Source organism: Nonomuraea sp. NPDC048882 (assembly GCF_040649755.1).
Taxonomy (GTDB): Bacteria; Actinomycetota; Actinomycetes; order Streptosporangiales; family Streptosporangiaceae; genus Nonomuraea; species Nonomuraea maheshkhaliensis.
In genome coordinates, this window is record NZ_JBEZGB010000015.1 from 1 (window position 1) to 26721 (window position 26721).

At 73.0% G+C, this 26721-nt stretch carries 16 protein-coding genes and 2 pseudogenes; 9 read left to right on the forward strand and 9 right to left on the reverse strand.

Features of this window, described 5'->3' with window-relative positions:
- The 5 genes from AB0C27_RS41175 to AB0C27_RS41195 all read left to right on the forward strand — a co-directional run.
- On the forward strand, window positions 1-990 hold a 990-nt coding region (locus AB0C27_RS41175; RefSeq protein WP_357856391.1), incomplete at its 5' end, for a KR domain-containing protein.
- Window positions 987-7193, forward strand: coding sequence for a type I polyketide synthase (locus tag AB0C27_RS41180; protein WP_357856394.1), 6207 nt, complete (start codon window positions 987-989; stop codon window positions 7191-7193). The genes AB0C27_RS41175 and AB0C27_RS41180, both read left to right, overlap by 4 nt.
- 22 nt (window positions 7194-7215) lie before the next feature.
- The gene (locus AB0C27_RS41185) at window positions 7216-12966 is read left to right on the forward strand and encodes a type I polyketide synthase (protein WP_357856397.1); all 5751 of its coding nucleotides are present in this window, start codon (window positions 7216-7218) and stop codon (window positions 12964-12966) included.
- 150 nt (window positions 12967-13116) lie between these two features.
- A complete protein-coding gene (locus AB0C27_RS41190; protein WP_357856400.1) occupies window positions 13117-14313 on the forward strand; it encodes a cytochrome P450 in 1197 nt (398 codons plus the stop codon).
- On the forward strand, window positions 14310-14930 hold the full coding sequence (locus tag AB0C27_RS41195) for a helix-turn-helix domain-containing protein (protein WP_357856402.1): 621 nt from the start codon (window positions 14310-14312) through the stop codon (window positions 14928-14930). The genes AB0C27_RS41190 and AB0C27_RS41195 overlap by 4 nt, the downstream gene beginning before the upstream one ends.
- 13 nt (window positions 14931-14943) lie before the next feature.
- Here AB0C27_RS41195 and AB0C27_RS41200 read toward each other — a convergent pair whose 3' ends face one another.
- The 4 genes and pseudogenes from AB0C27_RS41200 to AB0C27_RS41215 form a co-directional block, all read right to left on the reverse strand.
- Window positions 14944-16440 carry an alpha/beta fold hydrolase gene (locus tag AB0C27_RS41200; RefSeq protein ID WP_357856405.1) on the reverse strand — a complete coding sequence of 499 codons (1497 nt, stop codon included), beginning with the start codon at window positions 16438-16440 and terminating at the stop codon, window positions 14944-14946.
- Between the two features lie 146 nt (window positions 16441-16586).
- The gene (locus AB0C27_RS41205) at window positions 16587-17693 is read right to left on the reverse strand and encodes a carboxylesterase family protein (protein WP_357856408.1); all 1107 of its coding nucleotides are present in this window, start codon (window positions 17691-17693) and stop codon (window positions 16587-16589) included.
- A gap of 472 nt (window positions 17694-18165) precedes the next feature.
- A pseudogene (locus AB0C27_RS41210) lies at window positions 18166-18246 on the reverse strand (TetR family transcriptional regulator); the annotation flags it as partial.
- Between the two features lie 221 nt (window positions 18247-18467).
- Complete coding sequence (locus AB0C27_RS41215) at window positions 18468-20072, reverse strand: Coagulation factor 5/8 type domain-containing protein (protein ID WP_357856411.1); 1605 nt, start codon at window positions 20070-20072, stop codon at window positions 18468-18470.
- A 190-nt stretch (window positions 20073-20262) separates the two neighbouring features.
- On the opposite strand from AB0C27_RS41215, the gene AB0C27_RS41220 reads away from it, so the two are divergent.
- On the forward strand, window positions 20263-20607 hold the full coding sequence (locus AB0C27_RS41220; RefSeq protein ID WP_357856414.1) for a hypothetical protein: 345 nt from the start codon (window positions 20263-20265) through the stop codon (window positions 20605-20607).
- A 47-nt stretch (window positions 20608-20654) separates the two neighbouring features.
- Here AB0C27_RS41220 and AB0C27_RS41225 read toward each other — a convergent pair whose 3' ends face one another.
- The gene (locus tag AB0C27_RS41225; RefSeq protein ID WP_357856417.1) at window positions 20655-21926 is read right to left on the reverse strand and encodes a cytochrome P450; all 1272 of its coding nucleotides are present in this window, start codon (window positions 21924-21926) and stop codon (window positions 20655-20657) included.
- 58 nt (window positions 21927-21984) lie between these two features.
- Between AB0C27_RS41225 and AB0C27_RS41230 the strand changes: the two genes are divergently transcribed.
- Complete coding sequence (locus AB0C27_RS41230) at window positions 21985-22653, forward strand: TetR/AcrR family transcriptional regulator (protein WP_357856420.1); 669 nt, start codon at window positions 21985-21987, stop codon at window positions 22651-22653.
- On the opposite strand, the gene AB0C27_RS41235 is transcribed toward AB0C27_RS41230, so the two are convergent.
- Window positions 22608-23420: a glucose 1-dehydrogenase gene (locus AB0C27_RS41235; protein ID WP_357856423.1), complete on the reverse strand. Its 813-nt coding sequence runs from the start codon at window positions 23418-23420 to the stop codon at window positions 22608-22610. The genes AB0C27_RS41230 and AB0C27_RS41235 overlap by 46 nt on opposite strands.
- A 130-nt stretch (window positions 23421-23550) precedes the next feature.
- Window positions 23551-24651, reverse strand: a complete 1101-nt coding sequence (locus AB0C27_RS41240; protein ID WP_357856426.1) for an FAD-binding oxidoreductase — start codon at window positions 24649-24651, stop codon at window positions 23551-23553.
- A 133-nt stretch (window positions 24652-24784) separates the two neighbouring features.
- Between AB0C27_RS41240 and AB0C27_RS41245 the strand changes: the two genes are divergently transcribed.
- Window positions 24785-25588 (forward strand): GntR family transcriptional regulator, encoded by an 804-nt coding sequence (locus AB0C27_RS41245; protein WP_357856429.1) that lies wholly within the window; start codon window positions 24785-24787, stop codon window positions 25586-25588.
- Between the two features lie 31 nt (window positions 25589-25619).
- Here AB0C27_RS41245 and AB0C27_RS41250 read toward each other — a convergent pair whose 3' ends face one another.
- On the reverse strand, window positions 25620-25997 hold the full coding sequence (locus AB0C27_RS41250) for a MerR family transcriptional regulator (RefSeq protein ID WP_357856432.1): 378 nt from the start codon (window positions 25995-25997) through the stop codon (window positions 25620-25622).
- Between the two features lie 110 nt (window positions 25998-26107).
- On the opposite strand from AB0C27_RS41250, the pseudogene AB0C27_RS41255 reads away from it, so the two are divergent.
- Window positions 26108-26323, forward strand: a pseudogene (locus AB0C27_RS41255) (transcriptional regulator); the annotation flags it as partial.
- Between the two features lie 112 nt (window positions 26324-26435).
- Here the strand turns inward: AB0C27_RS41255 and AB0C27_RS41260 are convergent.
- A complete protein-coding gene (locus tag AB0C27_RS41260) occupies window positions 26436-26651 on the reverse strand; it encodes a hypothetical protein (protein ID WP_346114556.1) in 216 nt (71 codons plus the stop codon).
- Window positions 26652-26721 lie beyond the last annotated feature (70 nt).

A 26721-nucleotide genomic window follows, 5' to 3' on the forward strand; every position in this document is an offset into this window, starting at 1 on the left:
GTGATCGAGTCCCTGACCCCCGAACGCCTGCACAAGGTCCTGGCATCCAAGGCCGTCGCCGCCTGGAACCTGCACGAACTGGCCGGCGACGTGGACGCCTTCATCCTCTACTCCTCCGCCGCCTCCCTCCTCTCCCCAGCAGGCCAGTCCGCCTACTCGGCCGCCAACGCGGCCCTGGACGCCCTCGCCGCCCACCGCACCGCCCGCGGCCTGCCCGCGCAGTCCCTCGCCTGGGGACTCTGGGAGGAACGCAGTGGTATGACCGCACACCTGGGAGACGTCGAGATCGACCGCATCGGCCGCTCCGGTCTCGGCACGCTCACCACCGACAAGGCACTCGCCCTCTTCGACGCCGCCTGGAACGTGGCCGAGCCGCTCCTCGTGGCCACCCCGCTCGACCTGGCCGCCTACCGTTCCGGGCCGGGCCCGCTGCCCACCCTGCTCGCGGGCCTCGTCACCGCCCGCGCCGCCCGCGCCGCCGCCGGATCCTCCGCCGTACGCGACCTCGCCGCGATGAGCGAGGCCGACCTCACCCGGCTCGTGTGCGAGCAGGCCGCCGGAGTGCTCGGGCACACGGGCCCCGACGCGGTACGGCCGGATCGGGCGTTCAACGAGATCGGGTTCGACTCGCTCACCGGCGTGGACCTGCGCAACCGGCTCAACGCCGCCACCGGCCTGCGGCTGCCGTCCACCCTCGTCTTCGACCACCCCACACCCCGCCTGCTCGCGGCCCGGCTCCTCGCGGAGCTCGCGCCGGAGACGCGCGCCGACCCGGCGCAGGACGTACTGGACGAGGTGGACCGCCTGGAGTCGGCCCTGGCCGCGGTGCCCGGCGACGACGCCGCCCGCGTGATCGCGCGGCTGCGGATCCTGCTGCGCCGGTGGAGCGACGCCCACGAGGCCGACGCGGACGACGTACAGGAGTTCGACCCGGACAACGACGAAGAGCTGTTCGGCATCCTCGACGACGAGCTCGGCATCCAACCATGAGGCAGGACAGCATGGCCAACGACGACAAGCTCCGCGACTACCTCAAGCGCGCAACCGCCGACCTGCGCCGCGCCAACCGCCGGCTGCGCGAGTGGGAGGAGCGGGCGCACGAGCCGATCGCCATCGTGTCCATGAGCTGCCGCCTGCCCGGCGGCGTGCGCAGCCCCGAGGACCTGTGGCGGGTGCTGGAGTCTGAGCGGTCGGTCATCACGCCGTTCCCCGCCGACCGAGGCTGGGACCTGGAGCGCCTGTCCGACCCCGACCCCGACGCCACCGGAACCACGTACGTCACCCGAGGCGGATTCGTCGAGGACGTCGCCGGCTTCGACGCCGAGTTCTTCGGCATGAGCCCGCGCGAGGCGCTCGCCTCCGACCCGCAGCAGCGGCTGCTGCTGGAGAGCTCGTGGGAGCTGTTCGAACGGGCCGGCATCAGGCCCGGCGCGCTGCGCGGCAGCGACACCGGCGTGTTCATCGGCGCGGCCTCCAGCGGCTACGGCCTCGGCGCCGCCCCCGCCGGGGTCGAGGGCCACCTGCTCACCGGCGCGTCCACGGCCGTCATGTCCGGACGGCTGGCGTACGCGTTCGGCCTGCGCGGCCCCGCTGTGACCGTCGACACCGCCTGCTCGTCGTCGTTGGTGGCGTTGCATCTGGCGTGTGAGGCGTTGCGGCGCGGTGAGTGCTCGCTGGCGTTGGCGGGCGGGGTGACGGTGTTGTCCACGCCTGAGGTGTTCGTGGAGTTCTCGCGGCAGCGTGGGCTGGCGGGAGACGGGCGGATCAAGGCTTTTGCCGAGGCTGCTGACGGGACGGTGTTCTCAGAGGGCGCGGGCATGGTGCTGGTGGAGCCGTTGTCGCGGGCTCGGGAGTTGGGGCATCGGGTGCTGGCGGTGGTTCGTGCTTCGGCCCTGAACCAGGACGGCGCCTCCAACGGGCTGACCGCCCCCTCCCAGGTGGCGCAGCGGGAGGTGCTGACCACCGCGCTGGCCAAGGCCCGGCTGAGCGCAAGCGAGGTGGACGTGGTCGAAGGTCACGGGACCGGCACGATGCTGGGGGATCCGATCGAGGTGCAGGCGTTGCTGGGGGTGTACGGGCAGGGGCGGCAGGTGCCGCTCTGGCTCGGCTCGGTCAAGTCGAACATCGGCCACACGCAGGCCGCCGCCGGTGTCGCCGGGGTGATCAAGATGGTGCTGGCGCTGCGGCACGGCGTCATCCCCGCGACGCTGGGCGTCGACGAGCCCACCACTCACGTGGACTGGACGCGGGGCGACATCCGGCTGCCCGAGCACGCCGTGGAGTGGCCGGAGCTGGGGCGCCCGCGCAGGGGTGGGGTGTCGTCGTTCGGCATCAGCGGTACCAACGCGCACATCATCCTCGAACAGGCGCCCCCTGAGACACCTGCCGAGCAGCCGCAGCCTGTGGGGGACGCGCTGGTGCCGGTGGTGCTGTCGGCTCGGAGCGAATCCGGTCTCGCGGCCGTCACCGAGCAACTACGCGCGGCATTGTCCGAGGTGTCGTTGCGGGACGTGACGCCTGCCGACGTGGGGTATTCGCTCGTGACCAGCCGGGACGTGCTGGAGCGGCGCGGTGTGTTGGTGGCCGCTGATCGTGGGGAACTGGGGTCGGCTCCGGTGGTGGTGGAGTCGGTGGTGGAGGGGAAGACGGGGTGGCTGTTCGCGGGGCAGGGGAGTCAGCGGCTGGGGATGGGCCGGGAACTGGCGGAAGCGTTCCCGGTCTTTCGGGACGTGTTCGAGGAGGTGCTGGCGGGCTTCGGCGATGAGCTGGTGCGTGAGGTGATCTGGTCGGATCCGGAGCGGGTGGATCAGACGCGGTTCGCACAAGCCGGGTTGTTCGCGGTGGAGGTGGCGTCGGCGCGGTTGCTGGAGTCGTGGGGGATGTCGGCGGATGTGCTGCTGGGGCATTCGATCGGCGAAGTAGCAGCGGCGCATGTCGCAGGGGTGTTGTCGTTGCGGGATGCCTGTGCTCTGGTGGCGGCTCGGGGCCGGTTGATGCAGGAGCTTCCTGCTGGTGGGGTGATGGTTCAGGTGTCGGCTGGCTTGGAGGCGGTACGTCCGCTGCTGGGCGCGGGGGTGGAGCTTGCCGCGATCAACGGCCCGGCGGCGCTGGTGCTGTCCGGTCCCGAATCCGAGGTGCTGGCCGCCGCCGACCGGCTCACCGCGCAAGGGGTGCGCTGCCGTCGCCTGTCGGTGAGTCATGCGTTCCATTCGGCGCTGATGGAGCCGATGCTGGACGAGTTCCGCGCGGTGGCCGAGACGCTGACCTTTCACGCCCCTCGCATTCCGGTGATCTCGAACCTGGATGGGCAACCGGCCGGGGAGCGGATGGCTGATCCGGAGTATTGGGTGGCGCAGGTGCGGCAGACGGTCCGCTTCGCCGACGGGATCTCGGCTTTGGAGCAGGCCGGAGTGGTGACGTGTCTGGAGTTGGGTCCGGGCCGGGTGTTGTCGGGTCTGGGTCCGCAGATCTCCGGCGACAAGGTCGCATATATCCCGACTTCGGGCCGCCGTGACGATTCCCAGGCACGCGCGCTGGTGGCGGCGGTCGGTCGGGCTTACGCCCGGGGCACGGACGTGGACTGGGAAGCCTTCTACGCTCCGCTGCGGCCCAGACGGGTCGATCTGCCGACATATCCGTTCCAGCACCGTCGCTACTGGCTGACCCCGGAACCCACCGGCACAGGCGAGGTCGCGAGTCTGGGCCAGGTGGCCGGCGGCCACGCGCTGGCGGGAGCGCTGGTCCCGGTTCCCGACGGCGATGCGCTGGTCCTGACCGGCCAGGTGTCGCTGAAGAGCCATCCGTGGCTGGCCGATCACGCCATCATGGGCACGGCGTTGCTGCCCGGGACCGCGTTCGTCGACCTGGCCCTGCACGCCGGTGTCCAAGCAGGCAGCCCGGCTTTGCGGGAGCTGACCCTGCACGCGCCACTTCCTGTCACGCACGAGGGCACGGCTCTGCACGTGTCGGTGGCGGCAGCCGACGAGGACGGCAGCCGTCCCTTGGCCATCCACTCCCGCACCGGCGACGACGTCTGGACCCGCCACGCGACAGGAATCCTGACCGCAGAAGCCGCACCGCCAACCCCGATCGGATCCTGGCCACCGCCCGAGGCGTCCCCCATCGATCTGGACGGCTTCTACGACCGTCTGGCCGAACAAGGCGTCGCCTACGGACCGGCATTCCGGGGCGTGACGAAAGCGTGGTCAGCCTCCGACGGCAGTGTCTACGCCGAAGTGGACCTGCCTGACCAGGCCGGGGAAGGGTTCGGCATCCACCCGGCGCTGCTGGACGCCGCCCTGCACGGCATCGACCTCGCCAACCCGAGCATCGACGCCGTCGAGCTGCCGTTCGCCTGGACCGACGTCACCCTGCACGCCACCGGCGCCACCAAACTCCTCGTCCATCTCACCCCCGGCCCCCACGCCGTGAGCATCGAGGCGGCGGACGAGGCGGGCAACCCCGTGGTGTCGATCGGCTCGCTGGCCCTGCGCGAGGTGTCGGCCGACCAGCTCACCAGGCGTCCGACCTCCCTCTACCACCTCGAATGGGTCCCCGTGCTCCCCGCCCAGCCCGGCGGCGGGCACCGCTGGATCTCCGCCGGCGACGGCATTCCGTCCGATCCGGCCGAGAACGAGACGCTCCTCGTACGGGTGGACGGCGACCTGCCACGGACGCTCGCCCTGCTCCAGACCTGGATCGCCGCGGACCGCCCGCAAGGAGCCAAGCTGGCCATCATCACCGGCGACAGCGCCGATCCGGACATCGCCGCCGTGTGGGGCCTGATCAAATCAGCCCAGGCCGAGCATCCCGGCCTGTTCCTCCTGGCCGAGCACTCCGAACCCGGTGACGCCCCCGGCGAACACCTCGACGCCGAACCGCTGCTGTCCGCGTTCGCCGTAGGAGAGCACCAGATCCGCATCCGCGAAGGCAAGGCACAGGCGGCCCGGCTCGCCCGTGTGCCCGCCGCACTCACCGTTCCGGCCGACGCGTGGCGGGTGGACAGCGAGGACAAGGGCAGCCTCGACCGCCTCACCGCCGTACCCGCCCCCGAAGCGATCGCGCCGCTGACGGACGGCCAGGTACGGATCGCCGTCCGCGCGGCGGGAGTCAACTTCCGCGACGTGCTCAACGCCCTCGGCATGTACCCGGGGGAGGCCGGCCCCATGGGCCTGGAGGGCGCCGGCGTCGTCACCGAGGTCGGCCCAGGCGTGACCGGCGTGGCCGTGGGCGAGTGGGTGATGGGCATGTTCGACGGCGGCGCGTTCGGCCCGCTGGCGATCACTGACCACCGTCAGCTCGCGTCCATCCCCGAGGGGTGGTCGTTCGCGGAGGCGGCGGCGGTGCCGGTGGCGTTCCTGACCGCGTACTACGGCCTGGTGGACCTGGCCGGCCTCCAACCAGGGGAGAAGGTGCTGATCCACGCGGCGGCGGGCGGCGTCGGCATGGCGGCGGTGCAGATCGCCCGCCACCTCGGCGCGGAGGTCTACGGCACCGCCGGCCCCGCCAAATGGCCGGCCACCGGCCTGGACGAAGACCACCTGGCAAGCTCCCGCACCCTGGAGTTCGCCGACCGCTTCCCACAGATGGACGTCGTCCTGAACTCCCTGGCCGGAGACTTCACCGACGCCTCACTCAACCTCCTCAAACCCGACGGCCGCTTCATCGAAATGGGCAAAACCGACCTCCGCCCAAGCACCCCCGGCTACACCGCCTTCGACCTGGGCGAGGCCGGGCCGGCCAGGATCGGCGAGATGCTCCGTCACCTCCTGGAGCTGTTCGCCGACGGACACCTCCGCCACCACCCGCGCACCTGCTGGGACGTCCGGCAGGCCAAGGACGCCTTCCGGCACATGCAGCAGGCCAGGCACATCGGCAAGGTCGTCCTCACCGTCCCCGCCCCGCTCGACCCCGACGGCACCGTCCTCATCACCGGCGGCACCGGCGGGCTCGGCGGCGCCGTGGCCAGGCACCTGGCCGGCACGCACGGCGTACGGCGGCTGCTGCTCACCAGCCGCTCAGGCCCCGACGCGCCGGGCGCGCAGAAGCTGCTCGCCGAGCTGTCGGAGCTGGGCGCCGACGCCGAGATCGCCGCCGCCGACGCCGGCGACCGCGAGGCGCTGGCCGACCTCATCGACGGCCGCGAACTCACCGCCGTCGTGCACTGCGCGGGCGTACTCGACGACGGCGTGATCGCCGCGCTCACCCCCGAACGCCTCGACCGCGTCCTGCGTCCGAAGGCCACGGCCGCGCGGCACCTGTACGAGCTCACCCGAGGCCACGACCTGCGCGCCTTCGTCCTCTTCTCGTCCCTGGCCGGCACGGCGGGCAGCACCGGCCAGGGCAACTACGCCGCCGCCAACGCCTACCTCGACGCGTTCGCCCGCCGACACCACGCCGCCGGGCACCCCGTGCGCTCCCTGGCCTGGGGGCCGTGGGCGGGCGGCATGCTCGACGGGCTCGACGAGAACGAGCTGGCCATGATGGCCCGCGAAGGGCTCGTACCGCTGCCGGTCCAGGACGGGCTCGCCCTGCTCGACGCCGCGCTGGCCCGGCCGGAGCCCGTACTCGTGCCGGCCGCGTTCGACGTCAAGGCGCTGGCCGCGCGCGGCGACGCGCTGCCGCCGCTGCTGCGCGCGCTGCCGCCCGGCAGTCGCACCCGCAGGGCCGCCGCCGTCCGCCGCGACCAGGCCGGCCTCGCGGACCGGCTGGCCGCGCTGGGCGAGGAGGAACGCCGTGCGCTCGTCCACGACCTGGTGCTCGGCCAGGTCGCGGTGGTGCTCGGGCACGGCTCGGCCGAAGAGGTGGCGGCGGACCAGACGTTCGAGCACCTCGGCGTCGACTCGCTCACCGCCGTCGAACTGCGCAACGGGCTCAGCGCGGCCACCGGCAGGCAACTGCCGTCCACGCTCGTCTTCGACCACGCGACCCCCGCCGCCCTGGCCGAACACCTGCTGGGCGAGCTGGCGCCCGCCGCGCCCAAGGGCGAGCAGGTGCTGCGCGAGCTGGACCGGATCGCCGTCCTGCTGGCCGGGCTCGACGCCGACGCGGAGACCAGGTCCATCGTCACGGACCGGCTCGACGGCCTGCTCACGCGCTGGCGCGGGGAACGGCCCGCCGCCGCGGGAACCGGCGCCGGCATCGAGACCGCCAGCGCCGACGAGTTGCTCGCGCTGATCGACAAAGGGCTCTGAACCTCTCGGAAGGTGAGACGACGTGGCGGATGAACAGCGGCTCCTCGACTACCTCAGGCGGGTCACCGCCGACCTCCAGGGCGCCAGGCAGCGGCTGCGCGAGATCGAGCAGGAAAGCCGCGAGCCCATCGCGATCGTGGCGATGAGCTGCCGCTTCCCCGGCGGCGTACAGGACCCTGAAGGGTTGTGGCGGCTCGTCGCGGAGGGCAGGCACGCCATCGGCGCCTTCCCCGAGGACCGCGGCTGGGACCTCGACGCCCTGTACGACCCGGACGGCCGCGCCCCCGGCACCAGCTACACCAGGGAAGGCGGCTTCGTGCACGGCGCGGGCGACTTCGACGCCGGCTTCTTCGGCATCTCGCCGCGCGAGGCGCTGGCCGCCGACCCGCAGCAGCGCATGCTCCTGGAGGTGGCGCACGAGACGTTCGAACGCGCCGGGCTCGACGTGGCCGCGCTCAAGGGCGACCAGGTCGGCGTGTTCGTCGGCGCCTTCGACAGCGGGTACGGCACCGCCGCCGGCGCCGAGGCCGAAGGCCACCTGCTCACCGGCAACGCCACGTCGGTCATCTCCGGCCGGATCTCGTACGTGTTCGGGCTCAAAGGCCCGGCCATCACCATCGACACCGCCTGCTCCTCCTCACTGGTGGCCGTCCACCTGGCCTGCGAGTCGCTGCGCCGAGGCGAGAGCACGATGGCGCTGGCCGGCGGCGTGACCGTGATGTCCACACCGGACGTGTTCGTCGAGTTCAGCCGCCAGCGCGGGCTGTCGGCCGACGGCCTGTGCCGGGCGTTCTCCGACGACGCTGACGGCACCGGCTGGGGCGAAGGCGCCGGCCTGGTGCTGCTGGAACGCCTCTCCGACGCCCGCCGGCACGGCCACCCCGTGCTGGCGCTGGTCAGCGGCACGGCGGTCACCCAGGACGGCGCCAGCAACGGCCTGTCGGCGCCCAACGGCGTGTCCCAGCAGCGGGTCATCCGCCGCGCCCTGACCAACGCCGGGCTCGGCCCCGCCGACGTCGACCTGGTCGAGGCGCACGGGACCGGCACGACCCTGGGCGACCCGATCGAGGCGCACGCGGTGCTGGCCACGTACGGGCAGGACCGGCCCGAGGACCGGCCGCTCTGGCTCGGCTCGATCAAGTCCAACATCGGTCACACCCAGGCGGCGGCCGGCATCGCCGGGATCATCAAGACCGTCCTCGCGCTGCGCGCCGGGGTGCTGCCGCCCACGCTGCACGTCAGCGCGCCGTCGTCGCACGTGGACTGGTCGGCGGGGCACGTACGCCTGCTCACCGAGGCCCGGCCCTGGCCCGACCTGGACCGGCCGCGCCGGGCGGGCGTCTCCTCCTTCGGAGTCAGCGGCACCAACGCCCACCTCATCCTCGAACACCCCGACCCCGCGCCCGCAGCCGTGGTGGCGAACGGGCCCGCCGGCGAGGCCGCGGACCGGCGCTCCGACGGGCGCCTCGGCGGGTTCGCAGCCGAGCAGGCCGAGGGGCTCATGGCGGGACCTGTCGTGTGGATGTTGTCAGGCAAGACCGAACAGGCGCTGCGCGACCAGGCCGGGCGGCTGGCCGACCATCTCGATCGGCACCCGGAGCTCTCTCCGGCCGACGTCGCCCACACCCTGGCGACCAGAACCCCGTACCGTCACCGCGCCGTCCTCATCGCCCCGGAACCGCCCAGCCCCACCACCGACCTCCTCGCCGGCCTGCGGACGCTCGCCGAGGGCGGAGAGGCGGGTGTACGCGGCACCGCCGACGCTCGCGGCAAGATCGCGCTCGTCTTCCCCGGCCAGGGATCCCAATGGACGGGCATGGCCGCCGAACTGCTCGACCGGTCGCCGGCCTTCGCCGAACGGTTCAAGGCCTGCTCGCGGGCGCTGGAGCCGTACGTGGAGTGGGGCAAGGTCGAGGACGTACTGGGCGACGAGGAGGCGCTGCGCCGGGTCGACATCGTGCAGCCCGCGCTGTGGGCGGTCATGGTGGCACTGGCCGGTCTGTGGCGCTCGTACGGCGTGCGCCCCGACGCGGTCGTCGGCCACTCGCAGGGCGAGATCGCCGCCGCTGTCGTCGCCGGCGCCCTGTCCTTGGAGGACGGCGCCCGCGTGGCGGCCCTGCGCAGCAAGGCGATCCGCGACGTGCTCGCCGGACGCGGCGGCATGGTCTCGGTAGCCCTACCTGCAGAGGAACTGGCGCCCAGACTCGGCGGCCTCTCGCTCGCCGTCGTGAACGGCGCCCGCTCGGCCGTGGTCTCCGGCCCGCCCGAGGCGCTGGACCAGCTCGTCGCCGACCTCACCGCCGAGGGCGTCAGGGCCAGGCACGTGCCCGTCGACTACGCCTCCCACTCGGCCCAGGTGGAGGAACTCCGCGACCGGCTGCTCCGCGAACTCGCCCCCATCCGCCCGCGCGTCACCACGCTGCCGATGTTCTCGACCGTCACGGGAGAGTGGTGCGACGGCACCGGCCTGGACGCCGCCTACTGGTACGAAAACCTGCGCCACACCGTCCGCTTCCACGAAGCCGTCACGACCCTGGCCGGCCAGGGCTACGGCGTCTTCATCGAGTCCAGCCCCCACCCGGTGCTCACCGGCAGCATCCAGGAGACCTTGCACGAACTGGGCCAGGACACCGCCGTGGTCACCGGCACCCTCCGCAGAGACGAAGGCGGCCCCACCCGAGCCCTCATCTCCGCCGCCACCCTCCACACCAACGGCGTCAACCTAACCCTCCCACCCACCGCCTCCGCCCTTGGTGCCACCGCCGGTCCCGCCAACGGGTCCACCAGCGGCTCGACCAGCGAGTCCGCTGTTGGGCGAGCCGTGGGCCGGCTGGTCGAGCTGCCGACTTATGCCTTTCAGCACACCCGCTACTGGCTCACCCCCGCCAAACCGCAGGCGGCGGCCGAGGGGCCGGGGGATGCGGAGTTCTGGGCCGCCGCCGAGCGTGGCGATCTCGAGGTGGCGCTGGAGCCGGAGATCGTCGGCAAGGTGCTGCCCGCCCTCACCGACTGGCGCCGCCGTCGTCGTGAGGCGGACGTGCTCGGGTCGTGGCGTTACCGCACGTCCTGGCGCCTGCTCCAGGACCGGCCACCCACCCCGCTCACCGGGCACTGGCTCGTCATCACCCCCTCCGGCGAGGCATCGGGCCTCGGTGCCAGGCTGGCTGCGATCATGGGGGAACGCGGCGCCACCATAACCGTCGCGGAGGCCCCTGCCGAGCCCACCTTGCACGCGCGTGCCGAAACCGCCAGGGTCACCCTCCCGGACGCGACCGCCGAGTCCGTCCCAGCCGCCCTCCGGGACGCGGTGCGCGACGGTGTCTTTGACGGGGTGCTGTCGCTGGTCGCCATGGACGACCGGCCCGACCCCGCGCATCCCGTGCTCGCCCGTGGCACCGTCGCCACGCTCGCCGTCGCCCAGGAGCTCGCCGGCGCCGGTGTCACCGCCCCGCTCTGGGCCGTCACCGGTGGTGCCGTCGCCACCGAACGCCCCGGCGAGGTGACGGCGCCGTACCAGGCCGCCGTCTGGGGGCTCGGCACCGTGCTGGCCCTCGACCACCCCGCCACCTGGGGCGGCCTGATCGACCTGCCCGCCGCCCCCACCGCCGCCGACATCGACGCCCTGGTCACCGCTCTCACCGGCGACGAGGACCAGCTCGCGCTCAGGGACGGCAAGGCGTATGGCAGGCGTCTGATCCGTGCCGGCACCACGGCTCACGCGGGCGACGCAGTTCGCTCCCGCGACGCAGGTCCGGCGAGCGACGCCGGGCGTCTGCACGGCGCAGGCTCGACGGGCGGCGCCAGTCGCTCTCACGGCGCAGGCTCGGTAGGTGAGGCCCGGCACCCCTACGACGCTGGCCCGGCCGGGGATGTCTGGCGGCCCCACGGCACGGTCGTCGTCACTGGTGGCACCGGTGGGGTCGGCGCTCACGTGGCGCGCCGCTTGGCCGAAAGTGGTGCTGGGCACATCGTGCTCCTTGGTCGCCGGGGCCCGGCGGCTCCCGGGGCCGCTGAGCTGGAGGCCGAGCTGGTCGACCTGGGTGCCCGTGTCACGATCGCAGCCTGCGACGTGGCCGACCGCCCCGCCCTGGCCGCCGCGCTCGACGGTCTCGCGCCCACCGCGGTGTTCCACGCCGCCGGAGTCGTGCACGACAGTGCCGCGCTCGCCGACCTCACCCCCCGCGAGCTCGCCGCCGTGGCCGACGCCAAGGTCGCGGGCGCGGCCAACCTCGACGCCCTGTTCCCCGGTGACGCGCTCGAACGGTTCGTGCTGTTCTCCTCGGGCGCGGCCGTCTGGGGCCAGGCCGGGCAGGCGGCGTACGCGGCGGCCAACGCCGTGCTGGACGCGCTCGCCGACGCCCGCCGCGCCAGGGGCGGCCACGCGCTGTCGATCGCCTGGGGCGCCTGGGACGGCGGCGGGATGGCGGACGGCGAGATCGGCGAGTGGCTGCGCCGCCTCGGCCTGCGCGCCATGGACCCGGGCCGGGCCACGGCCGTGCTCGAAAGCGCCCTGGGCCACGACGAGACGCACCTGGTGGTGGCCGACATCGACTGGGCCAAATTCGCCCCCGCGTACACGCTGGCCAGGCCCCGCCCGCTGCTGCGCGCGTTGCCCGAGGTGCGGGAGATCCTCGCCGCGGAGGCCGAGGGCGACGACGGCGGGGACGGCGACTCCGGGCTCGCCGCGCTGCCCGAGGAGGAGCGCCTGCCCAAGCTGCGCGACCTCGTCAGGACCCACGCGGCCAGGATCCTGGGCCACGCCGGCCCCGAGGCGCTCGACGCCGGCCAGAACTTCCTGGAGGCCGGCTTCGACTCGCTCACCTCCGTGGAGCTGCGCAACGCCCTGAGCAAGGCGATCGGAGTGCGCCTGCCGACCGCCGTCGTCTTCGACCACCCCAGCCCGTCCGCGCTGGCCGCCCACCTGTCCGGCCGGCTCGGACGGACGGGGGAGCAGGGCGGGCTCAGCACGCTGCTGCGCCGGGCGATGCGCGACCATCGCGTCCACGAGAGCCTGGTGCTGCTCGAAGCCGCCGCCGGCCTGCGCGACTCGTTCGGCTCGCCCGCCGAGCTGCCCGCGCTCCCGGCCGCGCTCAAGCTGGCCGAGGGCCCCGGCGGGATGCCGCTGTTCTGCATGAGCACCCCCATGGCGCTCGGCGGCGCGGCCCAGTTCGCCCGGCTCGGCGCCGCCTTCCGCGGCATCAGGGACCTGTACGCGCTGCCGGTGCACGGCTACGCCGAGAACGAGGGCCTGCCGGCCGATGTCGAGGCCGCCGTCTCCCTGTGGGCCGAGATCGTGGCCGCGAACGTCCCGCCCGGCGGCCCGTACGCGCTGCTCGGCTACTGCGCCGGCGGCAACTTCGCGCACAAGGTGGCCACTCTCCTGGAGCGGCGCGGCCTCCCGCCGACGGGGCTCGTGCTGCTGGACACCTTCCTGCCGGACGACGCCCTCATCGACGATCTGGGCGAGGACATGATGCGGGGCATGTTCGACCGGGAGGAGAAGTTCGGCCCGTTCTCGGACGCCCGGCTGTCCGCCATGGGCCGCTACTACCGGCTCTTCCGTGAGACGACGTTGGAGGAGGTGGCGGCGCCGATCCTGTTCATCACCCCGGACACGCCGCTGTCACAGCCCGCTCCCGAACGGTGGCGGTCGTCGTGGCCGGCCGCCCAGTGCGCCAAGGAGGTCAAGGGCGACCACTTCACCATGCTGGAGGAGATGGCCCCGTCCATGACGGAGGCGATCGAAGGCTGGCTGGGCACCCTCGGCCGCTGACAACATCCGACGAACCGACCGACCGACGCTGCCGCGCGAGAAGATCGCGCGGCCGGCGAAACGATGGGTTACTCTCGTTTTGAGGGGACGCGGTCTTACGGGAGGCGGTCGACGAAGTCCGTCCGGGGCCGGTTCCGCACGGGAGATGACATGAGCGAACCTCTGACGTTGCCCCTGCACATGCGGCGCGACGTGTTCGATCCCGACCCCGAGCTGTCGGCGGTGCGCGACGAGGAGGGCGTGCGGCGCATGCCCACCCCGTTTGGCGTCGACGCCTGGCTCGTCAGCCGCTACGCCGACGTCCGCGAGGTGCTCGGTGACGCCGCGCGCTTCAGCAACGCCCAGAACATGGCGTTCCGGCTGGGCTCCGCCGCGCAATACAGCGAGGAGCAGCTCCGGCGGCTGCGGGCGGGCAACCTGCTGGCCTTCGACCCGCCCGAGCACACCCGGCTGCGCCGCTTCCTGACGCCGGAGTTCACCATGCGCCGGATGCGCCGCCTGGAGCCGCGCATCCACGAGATCGTCAAGGAGCACCTCGACGCGATGGAGCGCGCGGGCTCCCCGGCCGATCTGGTCACCGCCTTCGCCCTGCCGATCCCCTCGCTGGTCATCTGCGAGCTGCTCGGCGTCCCGTACGCGGACCGCGACGGGTTCCAGCGGCGTACCGGCAAGGTGCTGGACATCTCGCTCCCGGTCGAGGAGCGGACGGCGGCCAACCTGGAACAGCGCGCCTACATGACCGAGCTCGTCGCCCGCGCCAAGGCCGAGCCGGGCGACGACATGCTCGGCATGCTCGTACGCGAGCACGGCGACGACCTGGCCGACGAGGAGCTGGTGGGCATCGCCGCCCTGCTGCTGCTGGCCGGCCACGAGACCACCTCCAACATGCTCGGGCTCGGCACCCTGGCCCTGCTGCGTCACCCCGACCAGCTCGACCTGCTCAGGAAGGACCCCGAGCGGATCGGCGCCACGGTGGAGGAGCTGCTGCGCTGGCTCAGCATCGTGCACTCCGGCACGGGCAAGGTCACCATGACCGACGTCGAGCTGTCCGGCGTCCGCATCCCGGCCGGCGAGCTGGTGATGTGCGCGCTGCCGGCGGCCAACCGCGACCCGGCGTTCATCTCCGAGCCCGACCGCCTCGACATCACCCGCGGCGACCTCGGCCACGTCGCCTTCGGCCACGGCGTGCACCACTGCCTGGGCGCGCCGCTGGCCAGGATGGAGATGCGCATCGCCTTCCCGGCGCTGTTCGAGCGCTTCCCCGAGCTGCGCGAGACCGGCACCTCGCCCGAGTTCCGCGCGTTCAACGTCGTCTACGGTCTGACCTCCTTCGAAGTCGCCTGGTGAGTGTGCAGGAACAGCGGCAGCGGGCCGACGCGGTACGCAACGCCGACAGGATCGTCCGGGCCGCGATCGAGATCTTCCGCGAACGCGGCCCGGAGGCCCCCCTCGACGAGATCGCCCGGCGGGCGGGAATCGGCAGCGCCACCGTCTACCGGCGCTTCGGCGACCGCGACGGCGTGATCAGAGCGGCCTTCCAGACGTACTTCGCCGAGGAGGTCGAGCCCCTGGCCCTGACCGCCGGCGACGCCCCCGACGCCGGGGCCGCGCTGGCCGGGGCGCTGGCGGGGGCGGTCGACACCCTGGTCGCCCATCAGGGGCTGCTGAAGGCAGTCAAGCAGTCGGGCGTGTTCCCCGTCGACATCGTGGAGCGGTTCATGGGGCCGCTCAGCGCCGTGCTGGCCCGCGCCCAGGAGGCGGGCCAGGTGCGGGACGACGTGTCGGTACGGGACCTGGCGGCCATCGTCATCATGGCGCTGGCCACCGCCCATCCGGGCGATCCCGACCAGCGCGACCCGCGCCGCTACCTGACCCTGCTGCTGTCGAGCCTGAGGCCGACCGATGACCGCCTGCCCGAGCCGTCCTGGCAGCACTTCATCGACCGCGCCTCCGGGGGCTGCTAGCCCGGTGCCCGGCCTAGCCCTGGGGTTCTTCGGCCGGGCAACGGGCGTCCGGCGCGGGCACGGTCAGCGAGATGAGGTACGCGTCCATGGCGGCCGTGGTGCAGGTCGTCATGCCGTAGACGCCGTGGCCCCAGCCCTCGTACGTGAGCAGCGTGGCCTTGCCGCCGAGCTGGCGGGCCACGTTCGCCGACCACCCGTACGGCGTCTCGGGGTCGTGCAGGGAGGTGGCGACCAGCAGTGGCGCGTCACCCGTGTACCGCAGCGGATGCCGCGGGTTGCCGGGCCGGCGGCCCTGGCAGATCGGCATGTCGCCCATCGGCATCGGGTTGTAGCGCATGTCGGGAGCCACCGCGTTCGCGGCGCGCATCACCCCGGCGTACTCGGCGTAGTCCCGCAGCGACAGGTCGAAGTCCTCGCAGAGGATCGCGGTCGGGAGCTCGGCGAACTCGCCGTACGCGGGCCCGTTGCCGGGAGGATCCGGCATGTCGCCCGGCACAGGACCACCGGCCAGGGCGCGCAGCACCGCGGCCAGCCGCCGCCAGGCGGGCGCCTCGTTGAGCACCACGCCCAGCCAGAGCAGGTCGTGGGCGCTCACCGCGCGGCCGAACAGGCCCGGCCAGGTCAGCTCGCCGCGCCCCGCCCGCTCCAGCAGCCCTCGCCACAGCGCCCGTACGTCCCGACCGCGCAGGACGCAGCCGGCGTCCCGCGCGCACCAGGCGACGAACTCCTCGAAGCTGTCCTGGACCGCGGCCGCCTCGCTCACCTGGAACTCCTCGACGGTCAGGCTGTGGTCCATGTTGCCGTCCAGCACCATGGCCCTGACCCGGCCGGGGAACAGCTCGGCGTACAGCTGCTGGGCGAGCGTGCCGTAGGAGACGCCGTACGAGGTCAGCCGCTCCTCGCCGAGCGCCGAACGGATCGCGTCCATGTCGCGCGCGACGTCGGCCGCGTCGAGGTGGTCGTACAGGGGGCCGGTGAGCTCGCGGCAGCCGGCGTGCAGCCTCTTGCCGTACGCGACCCACGCGCGGAAGGCGGCCTCGCTCGTCACGACCGGGTCGGGCATCTCGTTGTAGACCGAGGCCAGGCAGGTCACCGAGCCGCTGCGGGCGACACCCCGGGGGTCGTGGCCGACGATGTCGAACCGCCGCCTGACCTCCTCGCTGAAGCCGGAGGGGTTGCGCAGGACGTCGTCCACGCCGGAGTTGCCCGGCCCGCCCGGATTGGCCAGCAGGGCTCCGATCCGGGCGGCGGGGTCGCCGGCCCTGCGCCGGGCGAGCGCCAGCCTGACGACGGGCCCGTTCGGCCTGGACCAGTCGATCGGCACGGCCAACGTGCCGCACTCGACGTCCGGCTCTCCCTCGCACGGCCGCCAGGTGATGCCGCGCCCGCCGACCTCGTCCGTGACGTCGGGCCCGGTCACGAACGCCCGCGCCACATACGCCGCCGGGGCGGTCAGCAGCGTGGCCGCCAGCATGAGGGCGGTGGCGATCAGAGAGATTCTTCGTGGCACGCCGCTCCTGCCGTCGATCGGCCGCCGGAGCCGCTCACCCGGCACCCGCCCGGCCCCACCGCGACGCCTTTCTCGATCATGACCTCGAAATCCTACCGGCGGCCGCCGCCGAGGCCGGGCCAGGGGAGGGCGGCGGCCGCGCGAGGTCAGGCGATCGACCTCCAGAAGGCGCACTGGTGATCGGCGGTGTAACCGACGGGCTTGACGGCGTCCGGCACCAGGCTCAGCACGGGCCCCTGCCCGGTGAAGCGGGACCAGCGCGGCGCATCCTTCACGTTGGGGTCGCCGGTCCTGGCGAACGCGGTCCAGTAGCCGACCATGCGCGCGCCGAGCCGCTGCTGCGCCGGCGTCGGGAGGGCGTACACGCCGCCCAGGTCGAACAGGGACGGCAGATCCGTGGCGTGGGTCGCGCCCAGGGGGAAGCCGGGGACCTCGATGCCGTTGACGTTCGGCGCGTCGGGGTCGCCGAACTCGTAGGCGTAGACGTCGGCGCGGCGGGCGAGCAGCCGGTCGCCCTCCAGCGTGGGGCAGGCCCAGGCCCCGTCGGTGATCACGGCCGCCCACGCCAGCGCCGGCGAGGCGTACGCGGAGAGCGGATAACGGGCCGCCATCGCCGCCGCCTTCTCGCCGAACGCCTCGCGCAGCAGCTCAGGGTAGCGCTCGGGGGTGAACTTCTGGCCGGCCATGATCGCGCCGCCGATGAAGGAACGCATCTCGTCGCGGGTGCCGCCGGAGATCACCGGCACCCGGTGGAACGTTCCCTTCCGCAGCGCGGCGGCGTTGCGCCGCGTCCAGCGCAGCGCGGCGATCTGGTCGGCCATGGCGAACGTGCCCGAGCCCGCCAGCTCCTCGTGCCCGAAGTAGCCGAACACGCCGAGCCGGTAGTTCACCGTCACCACGATGACGTCGCCCTGCGTGGCCAGGCGCTTGGCGTCGTATTGGCTGCCGGCTCCGGTGGTGAACCCGCCGCCGTGGAGCCACACCATCACGGGCAGCCGCCTGCCGCCGGTGTCACGCGGCATGGTGACGTTGAGGTACAGGCAGTCCTCACTGGTCGGGGGCACGCCGGGGAGCTGCGCCTGGGGGCAGGCGGCGCCGGGCTTGGTGGCGTCGGCCACGCCGGGCCACGGCTCGGGGGCCTTGGGCGGTGCCCAGCGCAGGCGGCCGACCGGCGGCTGCGCGTAACGGATGCCGGAGAACGTACGGACCGCGCCCTGGTCGAGGCCGCGGACGCGCCCGGAGGACAGGCGCACGACCGGCGAGCCGGTCGCGGACGCCGAAGAGCTGGGCGTAGGGGTTGACCGCCCGGTCAGGTGTCCGCGCGGGTGGCCGCTCGAACAAAGTCACCAGCTCCCGGGCGTAGGCCCGCAGATCGAGCGTCGCGTCGCCGGCGAGCAGGAAGTTCGGCCCCTCGACCGAACGCTGCACGCTCGTCGCCATCACCCGGACGTCGAAGCCGCGGAACTCGCCCGACTCCTGCCCCCAGCGCAGGATCTGCTCCAGGGGCGACACGGCGGTGCGCTCCTTCGACTCGTCGTAGTCGATGCCGCCGTTGACGAAGATGTCGAGCAACGCCTTCATCTGCACCGGGTGCGTCGCGGAGAACTCGACGTTTCCCTCGATGTAGGCGCGCAGGGCGGCCGAGGCCGTCGTGTGCCCTTCCATCCGCTGGGTCATGAACGCGGTGATCTCGCCGTAGATCTGCAGCACAGCCTGCTCGAACAGCTCGGCCTTGCTCGCGAAGTGGTACGAGATCAGGCCCGTGCTGGACAGGCCCGCGCGCTTGGCGATCTGGGCGAACGAGGTACGGTGTACCCCAGATCGGCGATCGTCTCGATCGCGGCGGCCACGATCTGCGCCCGGCGCCCGACCTCCGTGAAGGTCCGGCCGGGCTCACGCGGCGGCGTGTTCGCTGGCATGAGCGAACAATGGCTTACTCAAGCAAATCCCGCGACACGGGCGTCCTGACCGCCCCTGACCGGCGGCTTTCAGCTGAACCGGTCAGGGGCGGTCAGGGGCGCCGGCGGTCACGTAAGCGCGTCAGCGCCGGCGGCCCCCTCCCACGTGCGCAGGTACGACTCGGCGCCCGCCGCCAGGTCCCGCACCAGGTCAGGGCCGGCCAGCAGGCGCATGTCCTCGATCCAGTCCGGGACCAGGCCGTAGTTGGCCACGCCGTCCACGTTGACGTCCCAGGTGCGCTGCCCGGTCCGCAACCGGTCCATGATCTGGGAGCCGTCGTGGGAGGTGAACGGGTACGTCACCGGGTTCGCGGCGTTGCCAGGACGCGGCGCGGGCAGCCGGCCCAGGCCGTTGGCGTCCAGGCCGTAGCCGTACCCCGGCACCTGGTACTGCTGCCGCAGCGGCGCCGTGCGCCGCCACTCCGCGACGAAGTGCTCGGCGTCGTGGCCGTACTGCGTGACCATGCCGCCCAGCGCGTAGATGCGCGCCAGGAACGCCGGGTCCGACCAGCTGTGGGAGGAGACCACGCCCGGATAGCCCGCCGCCTCCAGCAGGTCGAGCGTGCGGTCGGCGGCCTTGACGCTCATGTGGTCGACCTCGACGAGCATGCCGCGCCGCATCATGCCCCGCACCGTGTACTCGCCCAGCGCGGTCAGCCCCCGGGTGTTGCAGTGCGGCGCCGGGGGATAGAGCGGCAGGGAGACGCCAGGGGGCAGCAGCCGCGCGATCTGCGACGGGAGCACGCCGGCCGGGTCGATGGTGTTGTCGTGCTCGGGTCCGGTGCAGGTGCGGGCCTGCCAGAACGAGCCGGTGGCGAGCAGGTTGCCGACGTTGACGACGGCGCCCTGGGTGCCGGAGTCGAACCGGACGCCGCACAGCGCGTTGTCGTACTTGTGGCAGACGAACATGCTGCGCACGCCGAGCGCGTGCAGCTCGTCGAGCCCGCGGTCGATCTGGGCCCGCGTGCACGCGGGGATCCCGAGGACCTGCCGGCAGCCGAACGGCTCCGAGGTCTCGACCCCGAGCACGACGGCGAGCTTGCCCGCCCCGATCACCCGCCGGGCCTCGGCCGGATCGGCCACGATGCGGAACCAGCCCAGACCGGGCCCGCCGGCTTCGGCGTCGATGTGGTCCTGCAGCTCGCGGGCGCGCTGGGCCTGCCGCCTGATGGCGGACATCTCGTCGCAGCCGTACCTGCGCAGCGGATAGATGGCGCACAGCTGTCGGTTGGCCACCAGATGGTTGACCAGCACCCGCAGCCCGCCCCGCCAGGCCCGCTCGACCCACGTGTAGTACGTCTGCTGGTGGGTCAGCGAGTCGTGCGCCGGCCAGTCGCGGAACGTAGGCCAGCCGGTCGGGTCGTGGGTGCCGGTGGGGGAGCCGGTGCGGGTGAAGTTCTCGAACCAGGCCAGCTCGCCGTTGGGGTAGTGGTCGGGGCAGTCGGTCAGGGCCGCCTCGATGCCGCCGGGGTCGAACGGCTTGCCGCACAAGAGCCTGCCGCCGAAGGCCTCGTACGAGAAGAGATGACTGTGACCGTCCACGAACCCGCTCACGGGAGCGCTCGTGGGAGCGGCGTTCGTCGGGACGGCTGCGTGTGCGGTGGGCGGCGCGATCAGGACGCTGGACAGCACGAGGACGGCCGCGGCCGCCCTTCGGGTGAGGTGGAGGAGCACGGGACGACCTCCCAGCCTGCGGTACCGGGGTTGCCGCCAGCATCCACCGCCTGGGACGCCGCATCAAGACCGAACATGAGCCGATCTCATCTCAGTGGCTCCCTCGGCGCGGAGGCTCGCCTCAGTGCGGATGCTCACCTGAGTGCCGACGAAGCCGCGCCGAAGCCGCCCGTGGGTAGAGTCACGCCTTGTGGAGGTCTACCTGCTGATCCTCGGGGATCACCTGCCGGATCCACGCACCGGTCGCGCGCCCTCCGAGCCCGAGCGCGTCCGCGCCATGGTCGACCAGGCGTACGCGTCGTTCGCCAGCCCGTGGCGCGGCGACGGCCGGGCGATCGACGTCGACGCGCTGATGGAGGGCGCGGCGATCTGCGGCGAACCCAGCGAGGTGGCCGACCGGCTCAACGCCCAGCAGAAGCTGCTCGGGCTCGACGCGCACCTGGTGCTGATCGACATCGGCGGCCTGCCCCCCGACGAGGTGCTCGCCGCGATCCGGCTGTTCGGCGAGAAGGTCATCCCCCAGCTCACCGGCTGACGCCCCGCGACCCGGCCGGTCACGACCTCGCCGCCGGCTCGGGCCGGTCAGGACCAGGTGACCGGCAGCGAGCGCACGCCGAAGATCAGCATCTCGTCGCGTACCGGCACCTGCTCGGCCGGCACCGCCAGCCGCAGGCCAGGCAGGCGGGTGATCAGCTCGCCCAGCCCGATCCGCAGCTCGATCCTGGCCAGCTGCTGCCCCAGGCACTGGTGCACCCCGTGCCCGAACGCCAGGTGCGCGGCACGCGGGCGGCGCAGGTCGAGCACGTCGGGATCGGACCACTGCCGTGGGTCCCTGTTCACCTCCGGCGTGGCGATCACGACCGTCGCGCCGGCCGGAAGCTCCACCCCGCCCAGCGTCACCGGCTCGGTGGTGACCCGGCTGACGCCGAGCTGGATGATCGACAGGTAACGCAGCAGCTCCTCCACCGCGCCGTCGATCAGGCCGGGGTCGGCCCGCAGCTCCGCGAGCCGAACCGGGTGCTCAAGCAGCGCGAACGTGCTCAGGCTCAGCATGTTCGCGGTGGTCTCGTGGCCCGCGTTGAGCAGGCCGAGCGCGATGTCGGTCAGCTGCCTGTCCGTGAGGGGCGGGTCGGCGTCGTGGACCAGTCCGGACAGCAGGTCGACGGCGGGGTCGGCGGGGTCGGCGCGCTTGAGCGCGACGAGGCGGCGCATGAACGCGTACAGCCCGGCCCGCGCCGCGCCCTGCTCCTCCGGGGTCGCGCTCGCGTTGAGCGCCACCGCCGTGCGCTCCTGGAACTCCGCGCGGTCGGCGTAGTCCACCCCCAGCAGCTCGCAGATGACCAGCGACGGCAGCGGCAGCGCGAACGCCGGCACCAGGTCGGCCTGCGGGCCCGCCGCCCGCATCGCCTCGACGTGCTCGACCGCGATCTCCCTGACCCGCGACTCCAGCCGCCGCATCCGCCGCACCGTGAACTGGCCCGTCAGCGCCCGCCGCAGCCAGGTGTGCTCGGGCGGGTCCATGAACACGAACATCCCGTCCTCGCGCGCCGCCGTCCCCGTCCCGGCCGGCGCGGGCGGCCTGGGCGAGGTCGCGTCGTGGTGACGGAGCTTGTCGGCGCTGAACCGCGCGTCCGACAGCACCGTACGAGCCTCGTCGAACCCCGTCACCAGCCACGCCCGCGTGCCGTTGAGCAGGTCCACCGGCCGCACCGCGCCCTGACCGCGCAGGCCCGGCGGCGGATCGAACGGACAGCGCCCCCGCTCCACCAGGTCCACCGGCAGGATCCGCCGCATCGCCATAGTGCTCACGCTCGCCGAGCTGTCGGCTGCCATCAGCATGTCCCGCTTTCTCATAAAGTACGCGACTGTATCTAATGGTGGTCACCGTAGATCACCGCGATAAGATACGCAAGTGAATCTCAACCGCACCCGTCCGCCGTCCGAAGGCTCGTCGCGGGACGGCGGTGCGACGCGGCGGCGCGGTGCGAAGCTGGAGGACGCGATCCTCGACGCCGCAGGGGAGGTGCTGACCGAGCACGGCTACCACGGCTTCACCTACGAGGCCATCGCCGCCCGCGCCGGCACCAGCCGCCCCGTGCTCTACCGGCGCTGGCCCCGGCGCCAGGACCTGCTGCTGGCCACGCTCAGCAAGTTCTGGCGGCTGATCGACGTGCCCGACACCGGCAGCCTGCGCGAGGACGCGATCGGCTTCCTGCGCAACGCCGACGCCGACCGCGCGGGCATGATCACGCTGATGAGCGTGCAGTTGGAGGAGTACTTCCGCGACACGGGAACGAGCCTCGGCGAGCTGCGCGACACCCTCCTCCCGCCGGGCCTGCCGAGCGCGTTCGAGACGATCGTCGCCCGCGCGGTCGAACGCGGTGAGCTGCCGGACGAGCCGCGCTCGCCCCGCGTGCTGAACCTGCCGCTCGACCTGCTACGCCACGACCTGCTGCTGACGATGCGCCCCGTGCCGGACGAGACGATCACCGAGATCGTGGACGAGGTCTGGCTGCCGCTCCTCGGTCGTCCGGCTCAGGCCAGCCCGGGGAAACGTCCGACGGGGAACGTCTCCACCTGAGGGCTGCGCTGCTGCACGAGCACTCCGCCGTCCACCACGAGCGTCGCGCCGGTGACGTACGCGGACTCGTCCCCGGCGAGGAAGACGGCCGGCCCGACCAGGTCCTCCGCCACCCCGCCCCGCCCGAGCGGGACGGTCTCGTCACGCAGCCGCCGCGCCTCCGGCTCGAAGTGGGCCGGCCTCGTCGCGATCAGCCCGGGAACGAGCGCGTTGACGCGGATCCCGTACGGGCCGAGGTCGAGCGCCATCGACCGGGTGAGTCCCTCCACGCCCCCCTTGGAGGCGTCGTACGCGACCATGCCCCGGTGCGCCCGGGTGGCCCCGCCGCTGGACATGTTGATGATGCTGCCCGCCCGCCGGGGCGCCATCACGGCGGCGGCGCGCCGGCCGCACAGGTACTGGCTCTTGAGGTTGGTGTCCAGGAAGTGGTCCCACCACTCCTCGTCGGAGTCCAGGAAGTGCCGCTGAACGGTCACGTCGCCGGCGTTGTTGACCAGGATGTCGAGGGCGCCGTGGGCGGAGAGCGTGGCGTCGAAGAGCCGGTCCACGTCCGCGGCACGGCCGACGTCCGCGCCGAGCCCGACGGCCGTGCCGCCCGCCGCGACGACCTCGGCGGCGGCCTTCTCCGCGGCGGCGCCGTCGAGGTCCGCGATGACGACGGCGGCCCCCTCGGCGGCGAACCCGCCGGCGATGGCGCGGCCGATCCCGTGTGCGGCGCCGGTGACGATCGCCACCCGGCCCGCGAGCCGCCCCGCTCCGCCACTCATGCGACCCGGCCCTCCGTCACGGTGAAGTGGAGGGCGGCGCCGTCGGCGTGCTCGGCGTAGCGGCGTGCCCCCTCAGGGGTGGCGGACGCCTTCCAGGCTCTGGCGATCATCGACGCTCCTCTTCCACTGCTCAGATCACGAACTTCTCGGGACGTACGGCGCCCGCGCCGAACCGCCCGGCGGAGAACGGCGACAGGTCCAGGCTCACGGGCAGGCCGAGCACCCGTTGCGCGAGGTGCTCGCCGACGGCCGGCGACTGCTGGAAGCCGTGGCCGGAGAACCCGGTCGCGTAGTGGAAGCCGTCCACCGGGCCTGAGCCGATCATCGCGTTGTGGTCGGGGCTCATGTCGTAGTAGCCCCACCACGACGACTCGATCGGCAGCCCGGCCAGCACGGGCAGCCGTCTGGTCGCGGGCTCGCCGAGGTCTTCGAGCTCGCGCTGCCGGCCGCCGAAGACCATCCCCGGGCCCTCGCGGTGGAAGTAGAACCCCGACGCGAAGTCCACGGTGAGCGGGGCCGAGCCGGGGACGCCGCCGTCGCGGCCGGTGTAGTGCATCGCGCGGGCCTCGCCGCGTACCGGAAGCTCGATCCCGATGCCGCTCGCGAGCCCGGCCGAGTGCACCCCGGCGGCGCAGATGACGGTGGGGGCCGCGATCGGCCCTTCGGCGGTGTCGACGCCGGTGACCCTGCCGTTCTCGGCGCGGATGGCGGTGACCGCGCGCCCGGTCTCGATGCGGACGCCGAGCCGCCGCGCCGCCGTCGCGTAGCCCTGCACCACCGCCTCCGGCGTCGCGTACCCCTCGCTCGGGCAGAACGTGGCGCCGACGAGGTCGTCCGTGGCCAGTTGCGGGACGAACTCGCGCACCGCCGCCACGTCCACCATCTCGCTCGGGATGCCGAGGCCCTGCTGGACGCGTACCGCCCGGCGGAAGGCGTCGAGGTCGGCGGTCGAGCTGAGCACGAACAGGTAGCCCACCTGCTTGAAGCCGATCGGTACGCCGGTGAGCTCCTCGAAGCGCAGGAACTCCGCCAGCGAGCGGCGTACGAGCAGGGAGTTGAGCTCGTCGGCGTGCTGCAGCCGGATTCCTCCCGCGGCCTTGCCGGTCGAGCCTGAGCCCAGCGCGTCCGCCTCCAGCAGGACGACGTCCGTGCACCCGGACGCGGCCAGATGGTAGGCGACGCTGGTTCCGACGCAGCCGCCACCGATGATCACGACCTCGGCTGTCCGCATCCGGCCCTCCTCATCGGATCCGAAAAGGCATGATTGAGCCTAGATCGTCCACATTCGTCGTGTAAAGCGGGAAATATGGGATCCGAGAATTCAGTATCGTGACCTCAGCCCGACCCCGATCGGAGGCACGGCGATGAACGGAGAGCGGCGCGTGACGGCGGACCGGACGCGGACGGACGCCGGCGGGGAGCCTCCGGAGCCTGACCTCGGCCCGCAGACGGTGCCGTCGGGCGGAGCCGGCGATGTGGCGGTCACCACGAAGGCCGACCAGATCGCGCAGGCCATCGAGGAGCTGATCATCGCCGGCCGACTCGCGCCCGGCACGGTGCTGCGCCAGGACGAGCTGTCGCGCCGCTTCGGCGTCAGCCGCACCCCGATCAGGGAGGCGCTGCGGCAGCTCGCGGCGGTGGGCCTGGTGTCGTTCACGCCCAACAGGGGCGTACGGGTGCGGGCGCTCGACCGTGACGAATGGACGCAGACGTTCCTCGCCAGGGCCGCGCTGGAGGGCGCCGCCGCCGAGCTGGCCGCGCGACGCCTGACGGACGCGCAACTCGCCGAGCTGGACGCGGCCAACGCCGAGTTCGGCCGCCAGACCGCCGTCTTGCGCGACCCCGGGGCGCCGGCGATCGAGCGGGAACGGGCCTCGTTCGCCTGGATCGCCGCCAACGAGGACTTCCACACCACGATCATCAGAGCCGCGGGCGCGCCCCTGTTCGAGCGGCTGATCGCCGGCCTGCGGCGGGTCTTCTCCGGCGAGGCCCTGTGGGCCCCCGGCTCGCCCGCCGACCGGCTCTACGAGATCAACCTGCGCCAGCACGAGGCGATCCGCCAGGCGCTCGCCGTACGCAACGGCCCGGCCGCCCGCATCCTGGTCCAGGACCACATCATGGACTCCTGGCGGCTGCTGCAGGCCGTCCTGGACGAGCCGCGCGCATAGACCGGGGCGCGTCAGACCGAGGGAACGCGGATCACAGGGGAGAGACGCCGGCCTTCAGCTTCCGATGCGCGCGGTTGATGTCGATGATCACGTCGAGGGCCTGGCGAGCCTGGGCCAGCTCCCGCATGTGCCGGTCGATCCGCTCCCGCTCCTCCATCAGCCGTTCGAACGCCTCGTCGCTGGTCTTCTCACTGGGCGAGTCGACGCACGGCAGCACCTCGGCGATCGTCCGGCTGGACAGCCCGGCCGCGTAGAGCCGCTGGATGAGCCGTACCCGGTCGACCTCCTCGGCGGTGTAGCGGCGCTGCCCGCTGGCGCTGCGCGTGCTGCTGAGCAGGCCCTGCTCCTCGTAGTAACGCAGCGACCGGACACTCACCCCGGCCTGCGACGCCAGCTCGCCGATCCGCATCGCCCGTCCCTTCCAGAGGGGATCTCCGCCAGACACTCACGTCTGACGTCAAGGTCAGCATCCAGCGTACGGTCTCAGCCGGTGGCGTCGGTTCGCGCCGCGCCGCCGACGTGGTCGCCCACCTGCGCGCCGGCGCCGACCCCGAGGACGGGCGCCTGCACGCGCTGATCGGCGAGCTGTCGCTCAAGAGCGAGCGGTTCCGGCGGCTGTGGGCGCGGCACGACGTGCGCACGGCTCGTCCCGGCGTGTTCTCGATCCGGCACCCCCGGGCCGGCGACCTGGAGCTGATGGTCGAGAAGTTCGCCGTGACCGGCACGGACGGGCTGGAGGTGCTGCTCCTGCACGCCGAGCCCGGCTCACGTTCGGCTCGCGCGCTGGAGATGCTGGGCGAGCGGCCCGCTTGCTTGAGCGGCGCCGGGCCGCTGACGCGCGTCCCTCTCAGGCGCTGGCCGCCGACCGCCAGCGGTCGAGGATGGCCGCGTCGTCGAGGTCGCCGCGCCAGGCCACCTCTTCAGGGACGGCGAACGGCAGCCAGTCTCCGTAGTCGGGGGCGCCGGGCGTGATGTCGCGGGTGCAGTCGACGCGGGTGCCGTCGGGCAGGGTGATCGGCTCGATGACGCGAAGAACTCCGCCGGTCAGCATGAGGGCGGTCATGAGGGGAATCCCTTCCGTCTCGCACGTCACCTTTCCCCGCTCAGCATAGCGCGGGCCCGTGAACGTGGGG